This is a genomic window from Paenibacillus sp. CB74 (assembly GCF_055687625.1).
In genome coordinates, this window is record NZ_CM146009.1 from 4,255,247 (window position 1) to 4,275,181 (window position 19,935).

The 19,935-nt window shown below is 34.8% G+C and carries 15 protein-coding genes; 1 reads left to right on the forward strand and 14 read right to left on the reverse strand.

The features are described 5' to 3' along the window. Positions 1–124 precede the first annotated feature (124 nt). Positions 125–619, forward strand: coding sequence for a helix-turn-helix domain-containing protein (locus ACX9NY_RS18905; protein ID WP_472474388.1), 495 nt, complete (start codon positions 125–127; stop codon positions 617–619). A gap of 47 nt (positions 620–666) precedes the next feature. Here the strand turns inward: ACX9NY_RS18905 and ACX9NY_RS18910 are convergent, their stop codons facing one another. From ACX9NY_RS18910 to ACX9NY_RS18975, 14 genes are all read right to left on the reverse strand, one after another. Continuing rightward, positions 667–846 (reverse strand): hypothetical protein, encoded by a 180-nt coding sequence (locus tag ACX9NY_RS18910; protein ID WP_472474390.1) that lies wholly within the window; start codon positions 844–846, stop codon positions 667–669. A gap of 103 nt (positions 847–949) precedes the next feature. After that, a complete protein-coding gene (locus ACX9NY_RS18915) occupies positions 950–2,113 on the reverse strand; it encodes an FRG domain-containing protein (RefSeq protein WP_472474392.1) in 1,164 nt (387 codons plus the stop codon). 50 nt (positions 2,114–2,163) lie between these two features. Next, positions 2,164–3,525, reverse strand: coding sequence for a UvrD-helicase domain-containing protein (locus ACX9NY_RS18920; protein ID WP_472474394.1), 1,362 nt, complete (start codon positions 3,523–3,525; stop codon positions 2,164–2,166). After that, positions 3,516–5,276, reverse strand: coding sequence for an ATP-dependent nuclease (locus ACX9NY_RS18925; protein WP_472474396.1), 1,761 nt, complete (start codon positions 5,274–5,276; stop codon positions 3,516–3,518). Before ACX9NY_RS18925 ends, ACX9NY_RS18920 begins: the two co-directional genes overlap by 10 nt. Before the next feature lie 183 nt (positions 5,277–5,459). After that, positions 5,460–6,923, reverse strand: coding sequence for a phosphoribosyltransferase-like protein (locus tag ACX9NY_RS18930; RefSeq protein ID WP_472474398.1), 1,464 nt, complete (start codon positions 6,921–6,923; stop codon positions 5,460–5,462). Between the two features lie 180 nt (positions 6,924–7,103). After that, the gene (locus tag ACX9NY_RS18935; RefSeq protein ID WP_472474400.1) at positions 7,104–8,165 is read right to left on the reverse strand and encodes a DUF3298 and DUF4163 domain-containing protein; all 1,062 of its coding nucleotides are present in this window, start codon (positions 8,163–8,165) and stop codon (positions 7,104–7,106) included. Continuing rightward, a complete protein-coding gene (locus ACX9NY_RS18940) occupies positions 8,162–9,340 on the reverse strand; it encodes an ATP-binding protein (RefSeq protein ID WP_472474402.1) in 1,179 nt (392 codons plus the stop codon). The genes ACX9NY_RS18935 and ACX9NY_RS18940 overlap by 4 nt, the downstream gene beginning before the upstream one ends. A 563-nt stretch (positions 9,341–9,903) precedes the next feature. Continuing rightward, positions 9,904–10,140 (reverse strand): PTS sugar transporter subunit IIA, encoded by a 237-nt coding sequence (locus tag ACX9NY_RS18945; protein WP_472474404.1) that lies wholly within the window; start codon positions 10,138–10,140, stop codon positions 9,904–9,906. 470 nt (positions 10,141–10,610) lie between these two features. Then, positions 10,611–11,654, reverse strand: coding sequence for a toll/interleukin-1 receptor domain-containing protein (locus tag ACX9NY_RS18950; RefSeq protein ID WP_472474406.1), 1,044 nt, complete (start codon positions 11,652–11,654; stop codon positions 10,611–10,613). 984 nt (positions 11,655–12,638) lie between these two features. Further along, positions 12,639–13,901, reverse strand: a complete 1,263-nt coding sequence (locus ACX9NY_RS18955) for a WG repeat-containing protein (RefSeq protein WP_472474408.1) — start codon at positions 13,899–13,901, stop codon at positions 12,639–12,641. Between the two features lie 41 nt (positions 13,902–13,942). Beyond that, on the reverse strand, positions 13,943–14,245 hold the full coding sequence (locus ACX9NY_RS18960) for a WG repeat-containing protein (protein ID WP_472474410.1): 303 nt from the start codon (positions 14,243–14,245) through the stop codon (positions 13,943–13,945). Positions 14,246–15,841: 1,596 nt separating this feature from the next. Next, the gene (locus tag ACX9NY_RS18965) at positions 15,842–17,032 is read right to left on the reverse strand and encodes a hypothetical protein (RefSeq protein WP_472474412.1); all 1,191 of its coding nucleotides are present in this window, start codon (positions 17,030–17,032) and stop codon (positions 15,842–15,844) included. 690 nt (positions 17,033–17,722) lie between these two features. Next, on the reverse strand, positions 17,723–18,781 hold the full coding sequence (locus ACX9NY_RS18970) for a hypothetical protein (protein WP_472474414.1): 1,059 nt from the start codon (positions 18,779–18,781) through the stop codon (positions 17,723–17,725). A 141-nt stretch (positions 18,782–18,922) separates the two neighbouring features. Further along, a complete protein-coding gene (locus ACX9NY_RS18975) occupies positions 18,923–19,921 on the reverse strand; it encodes a M48 family metalloprotease (protein WP_472474416.1) in 999 nt (332 codons plus the stop codon). Between the last annotated feature and the right edge of the window lie 14 nt (positions 19,922–19,935).

Here is a 19,935-nt window from a genome sequence, read left to right on the forward strand (position 1 = left end):
CATTCAATTGAATATTCAAATTTCATATCGTATCATTCATATCAATTGAGCGTTATAATAGATCTTATAAAGAAAGGATAATTAAGAAGAATTTGTAGTCTGGCCCATGGAGGTGAGTTTTGTATTGGAAATCGGAGATAGAATAAAGCAACTGAGGAAGAGCCTTAACCTGACGCAGTCCCAGTTTGCAATCCTAATTAATATTTCTCAAAGTGCTTTAAGTGAAATTGAGAATAATAGGTTTAACCCTTCATTAGAAACTTTACTTTCTATAAAAGATAAGTTTGGCATCAACGTGGATTGGATGATAAATTCAAACAACATAACCCATCCAGATATGGAAACAGTTCCAGAGGTATACAAGAACAACCTAGTATTAAAAGTATTTAAACTGATCACCGAGGAAGCTCAACAGGTATCCAAAGAAGCTAATTGTGAAATTCAACCTGCGGAGATCTCTCGCGCGCTGAGTAAACACATTAATTCCCTCTTCGCATCCGTTTCTGTTGATGCTGAAGAAAAAATGATATTCAATAAGTACCATCTCCTTCCTGCTAAAGACAAAAAAGAGATACATGCCATAATAGATATGAAATATATTGCAAACTATCAAGTATAAAAAAAAAGAACCAGTTTCACATTAAAGTTCACTGGTTCTTTTGTGTTTTAAAAATCATTAAATGAAATTTTTCTTTTACATACGTCGCACTCTACTTCAATAACCAGACCAATCCCCGTAGGAATGAATGTATAAGAGAACTTAGCTCCTGATACATCTAATGGTATACACGAGTCCCATTGTTTAATTTCTTTTTCCATTTGATTTGTTATTACAAATTCTAACACTCAATCCCTCCTTTATAAAATGTATCTTCATATGAATTCAGGCTTTTATTAACAATTGCTTTTAAGTAATATAGTAAAGCTTTTCACATAAAGCACCCTAGAATTATTGTTTAAAAGTATAATCATGATTGAATTTGACTGATTTAGCTATGTTGTCAAAATCTCCGTATATACTCTCCAAATTTATTCCTAAAAAGTTAAGTTCATTTAGTATCTCATGATGATTTCGAATCCTTAAAGTATAATCTGGATTTATGGATTGATAACTTAAAACTGAAAATTGATATTGTTCATCCGTTTTCGATAAATAGGGTTGATAAATAAAAAGCCCTTTTTGATTAACAATTCTATCGAAGAGGTCAGGCGGTTGATAAGTAAAATACATATCGAAGTCTAGATTAAGCTGCTGATCTCCACAATCAAATTGAATTTGAAGCAAATTAATTAATAGAGCAAGGTAAACTCTTGCAATCACTTCTTCAGTCGAATAATAAATAAAACTCTCAAGACGATAAGTTTCACCATATGTGATGCTTTCATCATCAATTTCATTGAGTAAGTAGTCATATAATTCTGAAATTTCATTTTTATTCTTGAAATCACTAAGTTTATTAAGATAATAATCTCCTTCCTCTACAATTTCTCTTGCCTCTTCATCTAATTCCGTTAAACTTTCACCATGTATATTAATGTTATTATTTTCATAGCAATCAATTAATCTATTAAGATAGATAAGAGCAATATCGCTTTGAGTCGTAAACAATTGTTCTAGTTTAAAAAGTGTTTTCTTTCGAATCTCTTCATTCTCTAATAATGATTCAAAAAAATCCTTATTATTAAATTCAGCGATCATATCCGTGATATCGAGTAATTTTTCTTTTTTTATTAGATATATCTCTGCATCATCAATTAGAATATTCTCCTTAGGTTTTTCCTTACCATAACATGCAAAAAATAAAGCAATTAGAGGTGAAGTTGTAAAATCCACTAAATTTGTTGGTAAACCATGGTGTTGACAAAATGCTAAGAAAAATTTTTTCTCATCGTTTGATATCTTTCTAACTACTTTATTGAAAAATTGTCGTTTCATTTCTTTAATATCATAAAATTGGTTTGTCCCCCATCCCCCCTTATAGGTTCTAAAACCGCTTGCTTGAATTCCAGTGAAAGCTTGGTTTTGTCCACGAAAAATATAGTTATGAAATTTCTTTTCTCTGATTAGTTCCAGATATTCAGAAATGTTATCTATTATGTACTCCTTAACCAAGTTACCATCTCCCAATATAATCATTAAGGTATTAGCTATCCCATTTCTCTTTAATTCAACTCATATCTATCAACTTGAGAATCAGAAAAAAATTGAACAATCTCTTGCTCATTGTATTTCTCTTGGACTTCAAGAGAAATGAATAAAACAAGCTCCTTCTTAGATCTTGTTAAAGCTACATATAAATAATTCAGCATTTTGTTTTCTGCTCTCTTTTTACTGAATAAATACTCTGCAATATCTGTTGTTACAATGAATAGGCACCTTTCTCCTTCCAATCCTTTTATAGCATCAATAGAGTTTACTAATATACCTGGCGAAAGAATTTTTTCGCGTGACGAGTCAAAAGCTTCTCGCAATCTCCCTTTATCTCTAGGAGTTAACTTTATATTTAATTTTTTTTCTATATCAGAGAACACTCTAAAATTACTAACTTCGTTTATCTTAGATAAAATCTCTTTAAATAATTCATATTGAATTATTTTCTTTTTTGTGTCTTCAGTTTCAATTCTTTTTATCAGTATTTCTAGTTCATAGGTTAAATTTCGGTTTGAAATTTTTCTCTCTTCGTGAGTGTTAAATCGTTTATTTTTTTGATATATGAATACCATGTCCCAGTTACTATTTTTTACAAATTCTTCACTTGATTCAATTTCTGTTTCAAATACATAGCTAATCTCACCCTCTATCTCAGATTCGGGATTTTGTTTTTGGTCTGAAGGAACATATAAATTTGAAAAAGTAACATGTGATAAAGGGCATCTTTGATTTTTCAATTCATAGATAACGGATTCCTTACGTCTACTTAATATGCTTTTGAAATTATTACGACCACGTAAATCTTGCTTTGGATCTCCTATTAAAAATACATTAAATCCTTTATTGTCTAATAACTCAATTATTTGAGTCATATGTTCATCAATATCTTGAGCCTCATCAATAAATACGTAATCTAAGTACTTTGACATAATTTTCAATACTCTTTCGCGCTTTTCTCTAATTGATTTGTTGTCCTTTGTCTTCTTACACAAAATCCATTTTGCTGTTTCTGTTACTTTTTCTACATGGATCAATTTATTATTATTCAATTCTTTTAGTTTGTTGGCCTTAAATGCTCTATTTAAAGGTAATTTAACATTTGAAACACTTCTAAATTGCTCTTCAAAAAGTAAGTGATGGAATGGAAAAATAACTTCATGAAGTAAAAAAACATGGATAGTTTCAATCCGTAGTTGCTTCGGAATGACTCCTATACGTTTAATAATCAATTCTCTAATCCTATTTCTTGCAGCATTAGTGTAAGTTATAACATAAAGTATCTTACCATCATGGACTTGTTCTAACCTGCTTAGAATACGCTTGGCCATAGAAGTAGTTTTTCCAGCTCCTGCTCCAGCAACAATTATTTCCATTCTTTATCACCGCTCTTAAGAAATTTTAGAACGTTTGCAATATGTTTTGGCAATTCAATATTGGATAACTCCTCTTTGCCAAAATCTCTACAGAACTTCAGCATAGTTGAAGCCTTAGCATCTCTCCAACATCCAGCTAACTCTTCAGAACTCTCGCATGTTTTCCATCCATGCTTTTGAGAGAAATATTCATTCAGTTTGTTGAAATTTTCTCCGGTCTTCACAAACTCTGGTTCAAGAGTATATTCGGTTGTTGTCGTTACAAAGATGTTCGAGTACACATTATACTTTTCATGATTTTTTTGTGCATTTGGCTGCTCATCATAATCTCTAATAATACCAATTCTATTGGTAGTGTTTTGATTTACTTTAAGCCAGATATCTAACATCTTTGTAAACCCTTTATGCAAAGCAATAACTTCAACGTCATGCAATGAATTCGAACTTGAAGCCAGGTATGACTTAATAAGCATCTCTTCAGTTGGTCCCTCTACTAAAATGCAATTTCTTGAAAATAGAAATTTCAAAAAATCTAAGTTCGGCTTTTTTGCTAAGTAATTCAATTCATCTGGAATTAAGGCGGTCTTTAGGGAAAAAGCAACTCCACCCGATAGAACAACAACATTTTCTAAATCTAGTTTGTTTATGAATTCGGTACTATGTGTTGAGATCAATAGTTGCAGACTCTTACTGGTATTTATAATTGAATTAAAGAAACTTGCAAGAAGGTGTTCATTACTTACACATAAATGTGCTTCAGGCTCCTCTATTGTTAAGAGATTTAAAGCGATGTCTGTATGTACTTTTAGAGAATTCATCATTACAAGTAAATAAATTAAATTTCGGTATCCTAACCCCTGGGTATTCAAATATTCTTCACCAAATCCGAGTCGTACATTGTTTAACAAAGAACTCATACTCGGCATATTTGGGAGCAAAGTTATTTCTTCGAAGAAATCTTTTGCGTTATCCAGAGAAGAATCTTCTTGCCAATTGAATATTCCTTCTAGTTTGCTAATTTTTTTTAAATCAGAAAAGAAAAGTTCATAAGATTTTTCAACGGCTACTTTCTGTTCATTATTAAGTTTGTTATGTAAAAGATTGACCAAAGCTTTAGATCCAAGTTGGTTGTTCTTTGTAGAAAAATCATCTCTCTCTGCAGCTAGGGAATTATATTTGAAATTGAGTAAATCACTAAATGAAACTGACTCCTGTGTTGAAGGAACCTGTATTGTATATTTATAAAACTCCATTGGCAAAAGATTCATTTTAATATTATCAATAGAAGAGTTGATTTTTAGAATATTGGTGACTAATTCTAATAATTTCAGAGGATTCTGAACAGCATACTTATATTGGATACTATACTGTGGATCATCCGTATCCACTGATGCAATCCATTTATGAACATAATATTCGTCTGCTCCGTCAGGACTAAAAGTAACCTCTACTGATACTACAGGAATAAACTTAATGAACTCTTGTAGTTCTATTTCATTTTTTTTAAGCTTTTCCATGTTAGAGCGTAAAAAGTTGAAATATGACTCCTTAGCTGAGTTATTTATATCATGCCACCCTAGGTTTTTATTAAGGTTTCCAACTTCATCATTCATAAAAGGTAATGTTAGTGCTTTCAATACATTACTCTTACCACTATTGTTTTCTCCAATTAAAATAGTTATTCTATTCAAACTGATATTAACTTCTTTTAAATTACGGTAATTGAGAATTTTAACTTCCGATAACTTCATATGTATCACTCCTATTATGGATTAACGAAAAGTAGATGGTCTCTATATTTTGTATTCATTATTAGTTAATCGCACTGATTACACGTACCTTTTTAATATAAAGGGACTCCAGAGCATAACTTAAAGCTTTAAGAGTCCTTTATATAATTTTTATAAATTTAAATTTTAAATTAAAGTATAGCTTTATGATTGATCATGAATTTTAGTATTAACTTCATTGATAAATAATTCAACTTTTTCATGATCTAAAAACTTTTCAAATGTCTCTTTCATTCTATTCCTATACTTCATTCTCAAGTGTTTTTCAATTTCGTATAAATATTTTGGATCTGTGTACAACTGATCGTTTACCATATCCTCACCCATAATTCTTTCTAATCCAGGCCCATATTTCGGATCTTTTAGCATTTCGTTAATTTTTATAAAATACATTATGGAAGGTTCAAGATATACTATAGGTAGATCAGGAAACTTCTCTTTTATAATACTTCCTGGGCTTTTAGCGCGAGGATAAAACACATCATCATTTTCAAATATAAAGAGACTTTTCTCTCCCAAATCAGATAATATTTTTATAAGATTTTCAGACAAAATGGCACCGCCAAGGGCAATCACGTTAATTTCATCTAGATTTAATCTACGCGATAAACCAAATTTTTCATTTAACATACTGAAAAACTCTTCATCTATCTTACCTTCAACATACAAATTCAAGTTTTTTGAAGCAGACTTCTGGTCTGATTGAGACTGTTCCTGGCCCACCTTTTTTTCAATTGCTGCATCCATTTTTCTATAAAATGAAGATATTCCATTTACACGCTTCACTCTTTTAAAGAGTGGAATCCAGCCATTTTTATCACTCCAAATGATTGGTAGTGTTGTATTTGGAGTGTTGTACGGAAACACAATTAGTCCTCCTACACCACCAAAACCCATTCCATTTTCACCATTAATACTTATTTTACCGTAATATTCAATTCGTTCACGCATTTCTTTTCTATTATCGTGAAGGACTCCTTCATAGAATCTTGAATCCAAAGAATTAATAGTATCTTCATTACCATATTGGAATGCTGAAAAAGTAAGTGCTTTTGTTTCATCCGTTATTTTTGTAATTCCTTCGTTCATACCACAAACAGTAAGAAGAAAAATATTCCTTACTTTAAATGGTGTAACTTTCTCAGTTAAAATATTAATTTCTTGAGTTGCCTGTCTGCCTGTAGAAATAATATCATCAAGTAAAACAATATTTTCTACCCGTTCTTTTTCAATATGATGAAATGAATCATCATCTAAAAAGTTTTCTTCAGATATATCATTAATTAATCTAAAATGATAACTAATCATTGAACCACTTTTTCCTGCATCTCCTATTCCTGCAAAAACTGTGTTCTCACCTTTTATTACTGTATTTTTGTCTTTAGCCATTCTAAGTAGTCGACTATACGCCACTTGTAAAGCACTATTTAGATCATCATAACCTATTACATTCAGGTTATTAATTATCCTTAATGCTATATGGTAATCAGATGGATCAAATTGCAGTATCCATTTAATAACATGGTCAATCTCTATATTAATAGGCCAAGTAGAAACAATATGCTCAATCTCGGTAAGTCTACCGTGAATAGAAGACGGGTATTTCATGCCGTTAACCTCACTTTATTATTATCGTAATCCTTGTACATTTTATTTTTACAAATCCGTACTGCTGAAGGCATATCAATGAAGTTCCCAGATAATACTGTTCACTCTAGAATGGCATTCTATTATATATCCTCTATTTCAATAAAGCTCACTCTACATAGCAAATCAGCTTAAACCAATTTATCTTTTTGAAATCTTAATTGCATTAACGGACACTTTAGGAGATTCAGATGTGAATTCAAGATATACATTATCAAATTGATACATTAGGACAAATTCTCCTTCATACTCTGTACTTTCAAACCTTGTGCCTTTGCCCAAGATCTTCTCGATATCATCGAACCCTTTCATAGGAAAAGCTCTAGAACTTAAATATACATAGGCTAGTCGCCCAGATTCTTCACTGAAATTGAATGAAGCATAGTCCCATCCTTCAAAAATCCAAAATAGTCCTCCACTCTCATAATAGGATTCTCTCACTTTGCTATTCAGTGCCTCAGATACTTGTTTTATGGTTTTTCCAAAGCTTATTTCTTTGAACCCAGGTAATTTTCCTTGCTTTAGATATTTAACCGAGTCTTTTGTTAAATCTAAAAATGGCATGGTATTGTTGGACTGGATTTTTGTATAGGGTACTTTTACTTCTATAAACCCAGCTACATAAGGGCCTACTTGATACGGGTCAAAGATTATGACAATCCCATCATTGTAATAATAAAAACTAGACTTTTTACTTAGAGGAAAGTTCCTAATCTTATCGTCGAACACTTCCTTCTTAACCCTTAACCCCGACTCAACACCATCGAAAAGGTTAACACTTTGTTTGTTCGTCTTAGCGATATTGTTTAAAAAAAGCTGTGATCCGGTTTTTAAATCAAAATTGTATGTAGTCGCTTCTTCATATCCATGTACTCCACCCTTGTAATAATAATCTTTGAATACAATGGATAATCGTTGATTATTATTATATTTCGTCTCAGATGTAGTTTGTCTGTAAAAGTAATTTTGCTGTTTCTTTAATTCTACGTTTTCTTGGGATGCTTTTACAGCATGACCCTTTAATATCTTATTGATTTTATCTTTTACTTGTTGATTTCCATCGGTGATTTGGACATATTCTTGACCCTTGTACATATGGGTCTTCGTGTTTACAGTATGCGGTTTGGCTGATACTGCGTTAATAGGTATGAATAGAACAAACATAATACTCAAAATCAATATTGTAGCTAATACTTTCTTCAATTGAAACTTCCCCTTTGTTTTTTATAGTCACGGTACTCTTCCAGCATACGTTTCAGCACTTTCGATATTTCAATTCTCTTTGAATCAACATCTTCTGTTCTAGTCTCATTGAAAACATCATCGTTGATATCTAAATTTAAATATTGAAATAAGACCTTTTTATTACTTGAAACATATTTTTCAAATTGGATTCTTTCATTTTCATCAGAATAGATTAAAATCACCTCTAGAAATCTTCTTCTGGCTATGCATGCCTCATGTTGATCCTCTTTAAACAAAAATTGATGTAGTAGATGGTTAATATCTTGGTTAATAAAGTATCTATAAGAAATGCTCTCTTGATGGTATTTATCAAAGTCAATAAATCCCCATTCAGGAGTCGTCGTCACATATCTCGCTCCATCTAAATAAACGATCTCTTTACTATTAAGAGTAGTACCGTAGTAATTAGCTGTAATTAATCCATATGAAACTGAACGATTTGTCATGGTGTACGCATAAAACTCGGGGGCATTATCCAATTCATTCTCACCGGTAACTACAGACAACGTAAACTCAGGATTGTCCCTATTGTAAAAATTTTGTTCTTTCCCCACCCATGTCTCCTTAGATTTCAATTTGTACATTAGCTTCTCATAGGGGGACAGGTGAAGGCCGAATCTCTTCTTCCACAAGTACTCGATATCGTTGATATCAGCACTCTTATCAATATCCGTATTTGTATCCCCTACCCTTGTATAAATGTGATTAGCCCTAACACATCTCTTTGTTTTCTTATCTTCATAACTTTCAGTAAGGTAATACGGCGTCTCCATTGTATTCAATATAATCAGAACATCTATCTCATGTTTATCAATGAACAAAGTACGTATTTCAACTCTCGGTCTTACACCACCTGCAAACTTTTTGCTTTTCAATTGATTAATGAGTTCTTGTTGATTTCTACGCTGTTCATCGTGCTCAACACCTATAATTTCTCCAGTTTGATCCATTACACCAAAGATAATATAAGCATCGCGATCAGCCTTGTTGTTAGCCATACAGATAACGTCATGTAATAAGTCTGCTGTATTCGAATGATGTGCTTGCTTAAAATCCCAATATTCGTCTTCGCGTTTACTCATGATCAACTGCTTTATTTCAGTCAAAAGTACATCTTCCGAATTTCTTATCATCTAAACCTCCGCTAAGACATTATCTCAATATTTTAAATTAAATCTATTCCATTAGTAATACCTTCAGCTACGCGGCGACGCGATATATCTTATTGATTATTTTCTATGTATGAAATCGATACTCATTTAACAAATCCCCCCTTAATTGTATCACACTCAGCAAAAAAACCGCTCTCAAAGATTAGATAATAGCCTTGAGCTAATAAATTATATTTTAAACATATCTCAGTGTGTTTAAGTAGTTCTAAAGATTTGATAATTAACTCAAAAAAATATTTGAACCATTGAATTCTTCAATAAACTAATGTTGTATCCTCAAACTATTATCGCATCAAAAATCCAATTCGTTAGTCTACAACTTACAGATTAACGGATTTGAAGCCTGGTTTTTTTCAGAAAAGTTTCATATTTATTCATAGTTTAGTTAAGGGTGACTAACATTCCAACCACTTATGGTGTTTATGACCACATTGATTGATTGTCTTGTCCAGTATAACCTTCCTGAACAGATGAGTACCGACTACGTCGACTCGGTACTCGCATAAGTCAGAACAATTCGATCATTACCGTTCTACATTAACAACTGAGTTACCTACCTCAACTTGACCGAATTTCAGCAGAATGATGACGCGATATTTACTTGAATTTGTAATTATCATAGGTACAACTACTTGGTATCCAGCTGCTTCAATGACATCAATATCAAATTCGAGTAACAATTCCCCTTGGCGAACTGTAGCATTCTCCTGAATAGCAGCTTTAAAATGTTTCCCTTTCAATTTCACCGTGTTCAAACCCACATGCGATAAAAGAACCGGTCTCCCCTTACTCTACAAGAATCCGGTTTTCGTATTCACAGCTGAGCGAAGTTCAACTAACGTTTCCCATTAGTTCAATATCACGATACGTAAATATGGTCAGTATCAATATCAATGGCGAAATCTGGCATTACCCCTCCCCATACTGTAAGGGCTATCACTCATAGTGAAAACATTCTACAAAAAACACCTCTATAATCCGCTATGTTAGTACAATGGGTTCTGGCTATTTCAACCCTTTTCCTTAATTCGAATATAGAACATGTCTTGCCGATAATAAGTGTAATCTGTAAATAACCATCAATTTCAACTGCCATATTCACCACCGCTGGTTGCTAACCAGCTCTAATTTCCCTTTAGATGAATGATTTGTGATAGGGTTCCCCTCGACGGGTGTTTCGGCAACGGGAAAGAAAAAAAGAGTCTGTATAAAAAACAGACTCTACAGCAATTTATGTAGAAGTTTGTATCTTTTGCTCTAATACCTTCTCCCAGAATGGTCGATAGTTCAAATTCATACGTACAAATTCGTACTCTGTTGCAAATCTTTCTTCGATATCAGGTCCTATCTCTCTAATAAAAGCTGCTAATTTGTCTAACGCATCGTCTGCGCTAGAAATTCTAGGATGTTCATAATCGGGTTCCCATCCATCTTCCCATTTAATGTAGCCATCGCTCTCGTAAGCGTTCAGCTCTGGCCTATCTTCACGGCTAGTAAAACCACCAACGCTTGGACGACGAGCATTAAATAAGATACTAACCACTAATGCCGGTAGAGGACGAAGTTGATTTTTTACTGCCTCTACTTTTTCCATGAATGTATCCCACTCGCTCATTTCAGCATTATCCATTTCTTTAATTTCTGCAGCATCCTTCATTTGCCTTAGTTTTTCATTCTGCTTTTTCAGCTTCTCTACTTCTGCTTCCACCTCTGAGTAAGCTTCCTGGTAGGTGTTAAGCTCTTTTTTCAATGCGTCAAAATCAGCTTCTGCAAGTGGCTTAATTTTTTTCAGTTCTTCAATAAACGGTGTTAGCTTCTCCTCGTAAAATTCTTTAGCTCTAGTTCCAAATCGAACCATATTGGGCGCCTTTAAACCACGTTCAACAATAGCTTGGGCCACTTTGCTTAAATCATCAACATTAGAAAGAGTAATAGTTTGCAAGTTAGTGCGATAGGGAGTTTCATTGAGTGCCATATAACTCAATGGTGGTAATACTATCGGTATTATGGCTTGCTTGTTTACCCACGAGGCTCCAAGTTCACATAAACAAAATTGGCTTTTTAGGTAGTTAGGAGTTATGATTGGCAAAATTATTTTAGAATCCTCTACACCTTTTCTAATCTGCTCTAACCAATCGCCTCCATAGGTTAGTTCTTCGTCAGAAGACAAAAAGAAATCACTTCGCGAAAGGTCAAATTGGCCTTGAAGTAAATCCATAAGGTTTCTTATTATAGGTGCATCCTTTGAGGAGTGGCTTATGAAAAACATCGGCATAGTCTTTTCTCCTTATTTTATAAAATAAAGAACTGAACAAATTAAATTCCCTTAATATTAACACCTATTTAATCTAAATGACTAGCCCAAGTTTATTTTACGTCTTTATATTTCTTGTTGTTCGAAAAAAAATAAATCCGAGAGCTACTAAATCCAATCCAGCTCTCAGGAGGTGAAAAATGACCCCTAACATGAATGCTTACGAAAAACTCATCGAACAGAAAGACCGGATCGTCATACGTGTCTGGACCTGTTCTAACAGCGATCCAACAGATTCGCGAGATAGGTAAAGGCAAGGCACCTACCCAAGCGCCAAGCATGTCTATGACATCCATAAACGTTAGCACCCGTGGGCGAGGTGTTATCTTCCAACCAGTACGGACCTGGAAGTACCCCGTGACGATATTGTATCAGACGAATTGTCCAGATCCTGACCTCCAAATTCCAACTTCGTCGGTTCTTTGACGCCCTGTGTAAATGCCTCGGCAAGCCCAAAAATAACAGCGGTTAGGACAAAAACGACCACCTTCCAATATTGGAAGGTGGTCGTTACCTACACTTATGTTAGATTCGGAAAATTAGTTAATGATCTCCCAGCCACTTCCGGAGCGTGTTCTTTCGACGACACCCTGCCCCTGAACGAATCGGAGTACGGTACCATCTTGCATTGTATGTTCCAGGAAAGGCAGTTTAATCTGGAACGGGCTATATCGACTACCATGCGCATTCATTTCGGAAAGCACAGATGTGGTAGTTGTGCTACCTTCGGGCCTATCGTTCCAAACGCTGGACAGAGAATATGTTCAGATTCGACTTTGGCATGTTGATCGTAATATCTCGTTGTGACCGGATTCTTACATTCGTGTTTTCCGAATATCACATTGTACGGCTAAATACTGAGAATGAGCCTTTTCGATCCCCGTTTTGTAAATCGTGTATATATCGTTGTAAACTTTCTCGAACGGGAAGGTATACCAAGTCGTTTCATCCATCAATACCTGAGCGGAATACTTCTTTTCCTTTTTCATTGAAAATAACAAACTTATTATTGTTCCCTAGCGGAATCCCACTGTACATTCCGTCACCAAGGTAGTTTACGAATTCATATTTTGGGAATATCCGTTTGCCCGTCTCGATATTGATTGATGTGGTAATCGCACCATCCTTGGCTTTTAATGCATATCGAATCGTTGTGATCGGATCAATATCGTGATAATAGTCGGTACGTTCGATATTAAGAACTTCGTATTTCACATCCATCACGATTTCCCCCCGACTATCCACGATCCCATAGTTTTTCTTCAGCTTTACCCGGTATAGGGGATTCTTTGTTGTCATTTTGTCAATACGGTTATTCATGTAATTGGTCCGCTCGATAAGTGGAACCATTTCATCGTATTTGGCAGGCAAAATGACCTCACCACGAGTTCCAATCAACCCATACTTGCCACTCTGGCGAATGACGGCACTTCCCATCTGGAACAGGTTGGCCTCTTCGTACTGAGCGGATATTTTAATGTCTCCCCGCTTCGAAACATAGCCCCATTTTTGATTAAGTTTCACAGCAGCCAGGTCCTCTGAAAATGCTTGAATATCTGTATAATTGGACTCGAATAGTAGCGTTTGATCCATTTTATAAAATGTCCAACCAGCACTTTGATATTTCATGTATCTCACAGCATAACTTCCGTCTTCTGAGAGAATAACCTTTTGATCATCTTGAGGTTCAACAATTATTTGTCCGGATACATCAACGATTCCTTCGCCACTCCCTTGGATTTTCCAAAGTCCATTCTGTGGCTCACCTAAGCTCAAATATTGTTTTTCTAAAGGAATAATCAAACCATCTTGCCGAACAATGACACTGTACGCATCACGGTGGAGTCCCCACTCTAGTGCATTCCCTCTAAATTCGATCTTATTTTGGAACTCCGCGGGTACCACTAACTGCCCCTTGTAATTCATACTCCCCCACAGTCCATTTATTTTTACGGGGAATAGCCCTGATTTACGATAGTGTGTCCCATAATCCATGTCTTCGATGTTAAACGCTGTAAGCAGTTTCCCTTTGGTATTGATGAGTGCCCACTTACCGTTCTTTTTCACCAATGCTGCTTGATTGTATGTAGGAGAGATAACGAATTTCCCTTTGGTATTTAGGTAGCCAATCTTCCCATTTTTCTTCGCGATCGCCAGCCCATTGTCAAACCCACCGATATATTCAATGCTTTTGTCCTGAAATACCATTTTGCCCTTACTATTAATTAACTGATTTCTATTTACGACTGCTACACCTGGTAGAATGCATCTCTAGCTAATTGAAACTGCGGTTTAATCACAAACTTGCCCTGGTAATTGATGAATCCCCACTTCCAGTTTTGACGAACCGGGATGAGCCCATTATCTGCTCGGTCAGTGAACCACAGATGGCTCAATCCCACATGTTCCTGCGCCTTGTCCCACTCTTGATATGTTGGCTCGCTTACTGCTGCTAGCGCAACCCTGGGTGATATAAATATTGCCGCGATGAGCATAAAAATTGAAACGCCAAGAATTCCCGTGAATTTTTGATACATTGCCCTTTTCTTCAACACCATATTACTCCTTGATATAAAGGTACCATCTTACTCTTACATTAATACATAAGGAAAAATAACTATCAATAGCTTAATGATCAAAAGGAACATTTGCCAAGGTAGTACACTATTCCTGGATTTTTCAACCGTTATGTTCTTGTCCCGCGACAATTTATCCAGCGCTCATCCCCTCAAGAACATTATCAGCGCATCCATATAATCAAGTTTAAATCCGCCAGGAGAGATCCAGCGAATTATTTGTTATCACTATTATAAGTAGCTACCGAGATTATCTACCCAATCACGTTTTATGAGACATTTCCCACTTTTTATTTTAACCGATTTTAAATAAAATGTATTTTCCTTTATATACTGTAAAACCCCTCTCAAAAATCGAAAGGGGGCTCTGATCCGAACGGGAACTTCATTGAATTGATCATACCACGTGTTGATATAATGTCAACTTTGGTACTTAACCTGTTGTAGCCCTTGTGCCATCGCTGTAAAGCGGCAGTAGAACAGCGTCTCCGACTGTAAGATTTTCATTGTATGGAGATAAAACTTTTCTTTTGACACCTTAGTAACGTACATCCATCCATGCATGCGAGCACTTTGGACTTATTGAAGTTTTTCAACAAAAAGGGTCCTAGCACCTTTTTTACAGATATTCAAGAATCAATTTTTTAATAATAGCTACGAGAACACCAATAATAAGTTGGGTAGCGGCTTTAACCCAATAAATGGGCTTACTAGCCCGATATTTGAATGTCCGATAAATATTTTTCATGTGATTTTTCATGTGTTTTCCTCCAATGGTTTATTGGAGTGGCATCTGGAGGAAACAAGAATCATGTCTAGAATCAGCAAAGATCTACTTACTTAAAGGATTTAGGTACGCAAGATATAAATGAATTCAATAATGTACATGTAGATTTCAATAGGTATATGTGGATTCTCAAGGTATATGTAGATTCTCAAAGGTATATGTGGATTCTCAAGGTATATGTAGATTCTCAAAGGTATATGTGGATTCTCAAGGTAAATGTGGTTTCTCAAGGTATATGTGGATTCTCAAAGGTATATGTGGATTCTCAAGGTATATGTGGTTTCTCAAGGTATATGTAGATTCTCAAAGGTATATGTGGATTCTCAAGGTATATGTGGTTTCTCAAGGTATATGTAGATTCTCAAAGGTATATGTGGATTCTCAAGGTATAAGTAGATTCTCAAAAGTATAAGTGGTTCAATAAGGTACATGTAGATTAAATGCTGTTCACAGTCAAATCCTTGATTGCTCTAGGGAATAACCACTCCAATAGAATTATACCCGATTCTTGTAGCGACAAGCAATCTCTATTTTTAACTTCTCGTACATCTTTACCCGGTGGTGTGGTGTATAGAATGAAAGAAGGAGCTAGGTATCGCTAGAAAACACGTTAATATAGGGTATATTGCCTTTAGTCAAATATATCTTCTTATACGAGCTTTTCCAATATACATATTGTTAAGTTTAGCTAAGTCGCTACACTATCCTGCCCGTTAGTTCAATAAAGCAGCTGATCACGTTGGTCAGCTGCTTTATTGGTTTTGTTGAGTTATCGTTCTACTGCTTCACTTTAGTCCAGGCGATTTGTTCAAATCATATCGGATAATCTGGTTGCTGTCGTTCATGTAATAGACGATACCCCCACCCTCATATACAAACGAGGACGTATTTCCGTTGATTTCAGATGTATTCATTGTATGTAGCAATTTCAACTTGGTTGAAGCTGAATTTCTTGCCTGATAGATAGATACTTGAGATTTCTCGACCAACATCACAGTCCCATCTGAAGCTGTCTGATAAATCTCTGCAGAAGCCCTCACTGTCTGCATGACACCCTTACGGTCGATGAATATAAAGTTTCCATTAGTCAGAATTCCTGTGAATCCAAATGAGAACACTTCTTTACCTGAACTCTTCAGATCTTCTCGGTATCTGAAGTTACTTATTTTTTTGGTCCATACTACTTTGCCTTCCTTTGTCTTTGCCGTAAAACTTCTAACGTTATTACCGAGCTTCTTTTCTAAATATACATAACCGTCGGGGCCTAGCCCATCAAATTCCCCTTCTGTGAAATCAAAATTATATTGAAATTGCTTTTTAAAATTAAAATCATAATAAGTGAAACGACTTGAAGTTTTGCTTGTCCTATTAACGGTTTCCAGATAACCATTCACAAAACCATAAAGAATTGATGCGTTCCAACTTTTTTTTCCCAATAGTTTACCCTTAGGGCTATACCGGTAACTTACAACACGATCAGAGGCTGTCTCTAGGTATATAAACAGGTTACCATCTGGCATCAATGAAACTCCAGATAAAGAGCGGATCTTCTCATTAAAATACTTATTCCACAGCACATGTCCGTCCGGGTGATAAGCACTCAAACGCTGTTTTACAACACCAGATGCATTTTTAATTGGTGTGAGAATATACACTGTTCCATTTTGATCAACTTGCGCGTATGTACCGAAGAAGCTGAAGCTAATGTTGGTTCCCTCTGTATAGCTGGTTTTAGACATTAGCTTGCCTGTCTTTTTGTTAAGAATATACATCTGATCATCCATGCTAAGATAACTGAACGTTTTATCTGTGATTCTAACGTTACTATACCACATGTAAGTGTGTTCTTCAGGAACAGAAAATGTCCAATCCGGCTCGGGTAAACTCGAAAACTGGTTGGCAGAAACATTGCTGGGATTGAGGCTGCAAAGTAATAAAACGATTACGAAAGCGAATAAAACATATGCATGTTTCAAAAAAAGGCACCTTCTCTATATTTTTTTAGGGTTTACAACTGAATTATCGTCATTTAATCCGCTCCATTTTAGCCCATCTATTAATCTCCTTCCGCCTTCCTTGATTCATCGATCTGTCTAACATAGTTAGTTGAACATTGTAGTATATTGAAGGGTCAATTTTTATCATGAACTAACTTAGTAAGTATAATCTTATACCCATCTACACTTGAAACTTCTTCTGCTTCGTAGTAACTTTAGGCTTTTGATTCGTCGTATTGTTCTTTAATTATTCATTCTGCTGATTCTTTATTTTCTGCCGTCACTAAGACAATATCCCTATAACCGTTGTAAAGATACAAGGCAACCTCAAAAAGCTTCATTATGTTTATCCCCCTCAAGCAACCTATATAATGCTCTAATATCATACCGACTACTTACCATTAATGGAACTAAACTGCCGTTAATTGAACAAAAGCAGCCGATTATGTTGGTCGACTGCTTCCTTTATATTATTGAGCTATCGCTTCTACGTTAGGGTAGCCTTGAACATAGTTCCTCCACCATGAAACACACCAATTACGGATACATGATCAACGTCATTCAGCGGAATATCACGAACGAATTATTATTCTGTTACTAAATTACTTCCTCTGGAAACATTGGAAGCTTACCTTCTAAAACTGCTTCGGCGTACAATCATGCCAATGATTAAATTCTTAGTAAAGGTAGGTTTAATCTTGTTGCTAGATCTTTTGCCTGACCTACCGACCATTCGCTTGTATCTTCTGTTTCTAATAGAAATACTGCAATGGGATTAGTATAAGGATCATTAAGTAGCACAATTTCGTTATATGCGTCAGTTCCTTTGACATCCTCAATACCGCGTTTTTGTGTTTTTTTTGAATTGTTCTCAATTTCTTCAATATGCATAGTTTTGCATGTTTTAATAGCGCTATAATGTAAATATGTATCCGGCCCTAGCGGTATTGACGTAAGCGAGAAAAATTCAGGGCTGATACTTTGACCGAAAGAAAGAAAATCTGCATAGCAATCAGTGCTACTAATAAGCAATACATTCTTTAAATTAGGCTGATAAACAAACCCAAATTTTGAATTTCTATAAGTCCCTTGAACTTCGTCTGTAATTAGACTTGTAGAAATGATAGGATTACTCTTCGCATTACGAAGAGCAGTTTCAGCATTTGTACCTATAGCATGTACAAGAAATTTAAACTTACATCCTTGTTGATACTTATTGGGTTTTGTAAGTTGATTCTCCCACTTCCTTAATGTAATTCCCGCAAGAGGTTCTTCAACATCATAATGAAAATTTATATATGCTTTGTATCGTGCCACATAATCCTCGTCATCACTATTTAAATGTCTAATTATTTTCCTTGCTAAGTCATGATTGCTAGAAAATTCATCTTTTAGATCTAACTCTCTTTTCAGCCTATCCTCTTTAAAATCAGAAAACTGCTCCTTCCTAAATTTAAAACGTTCATTAATTTTTTCAACAATATTTACATCATCATTACTAAAGCCTCTAATTGTTCCGTCTAAAATCGCAGAGATATTGAGCTCTGTTTGCTCTAACTTTCTTATTAACTTTGAATCATCTAATGGAATGGAATTAATAATGGTAGTTAGAGTGTCGAAATCTTTAATTTGAATATTATTTGAGCAAGCTATCTTGTCTATTTTTTTACGTCTCTCGTATAATAAGCTTTGAATTATCGTCTGTTGAAACATAGATTCAAAATACATTTTATTACCACCCTAATAAAATTTGGACAGTTGAGATAGATAATGAAACTCATCTTACCTACCTTCAACCAAAATTAATTACTACATCAGCTTCAACTTTGTACACTGAGCTATTTACAAACTCAATGCCAGCAAGTTTAGCTAAAGCTTTTTATACAATTTATTGCGTGTATATTTTAATAATTTATCATACAATACTTCGCGATAATAAAGATTCACCTCTTCCATATATGCAATCCGTCGTGTATCAACTAAAGAAATTAGCTCTTCAACACGATTAAAAGATGGATTATGAGTTCCTACTTCCTGGTAAACCTTCTCGCAAAGAGGAAACATTTCACGAAGAATCTCCTCATAACATTTCGCAAATTCCGGTTTAGTTTGTTTAACGACAATTGTTGAAATATCAATATTAACCGCTTGTCTTAAAGCTCTAGGATAATAATTTTCTTGGTGAATATTTTGAAAATCAACAGCTTCTTCCTCAAACAAATAAAAGAATGAATTTGTAGCGAATATCCAAAACCTAAGTAAGTCATTAGCACTCCGCATTATTGGAAGATTCTGATCAAGATCAACGGACAAGAATTTTCCAAATGAGCGTGATGTAGCATAAGCATCCGCATCCATCTCTAGTGTTCTGCTTTCTAAGTGTTTCTCGTAGTCCACATTTCTTTCTATCATTTTTCTAAATGGTCTAGAACAAGAGTCAAATTCTAAGTGGCCGTGATAAAGGTGACCTAATTCATGAAGAATAATAAACTCAATTGCCATAAACATCAGCAAATCTAACAATATATGTCTTTGCTTCTTTTCAACCACCCATTCAAAAATTCCTGTATTCAATGCTTTAACAAAGTATGTTTCTAATTGATGTACTGTCCCAATATTCAAACCTATTACATCCGTTTTCCCATATATAAAGGCGAATGCATTTATATATGGGTTGTTGATATAAACAAATTCAAATTCGTGATCATGACTTCGAACCAATGCTTCAGGTTCATTGGCTGACTTCAGATGTTTGTAAGCCCAATTTTTATAAATATCGTACACATATGAATTCGTAAAACACGATGTATCTAGAATCGGATCTTCTCCACGATCCTTTAGGTATGTATACAAGTCGTTGGACATCATCCCCCCTAACTCTT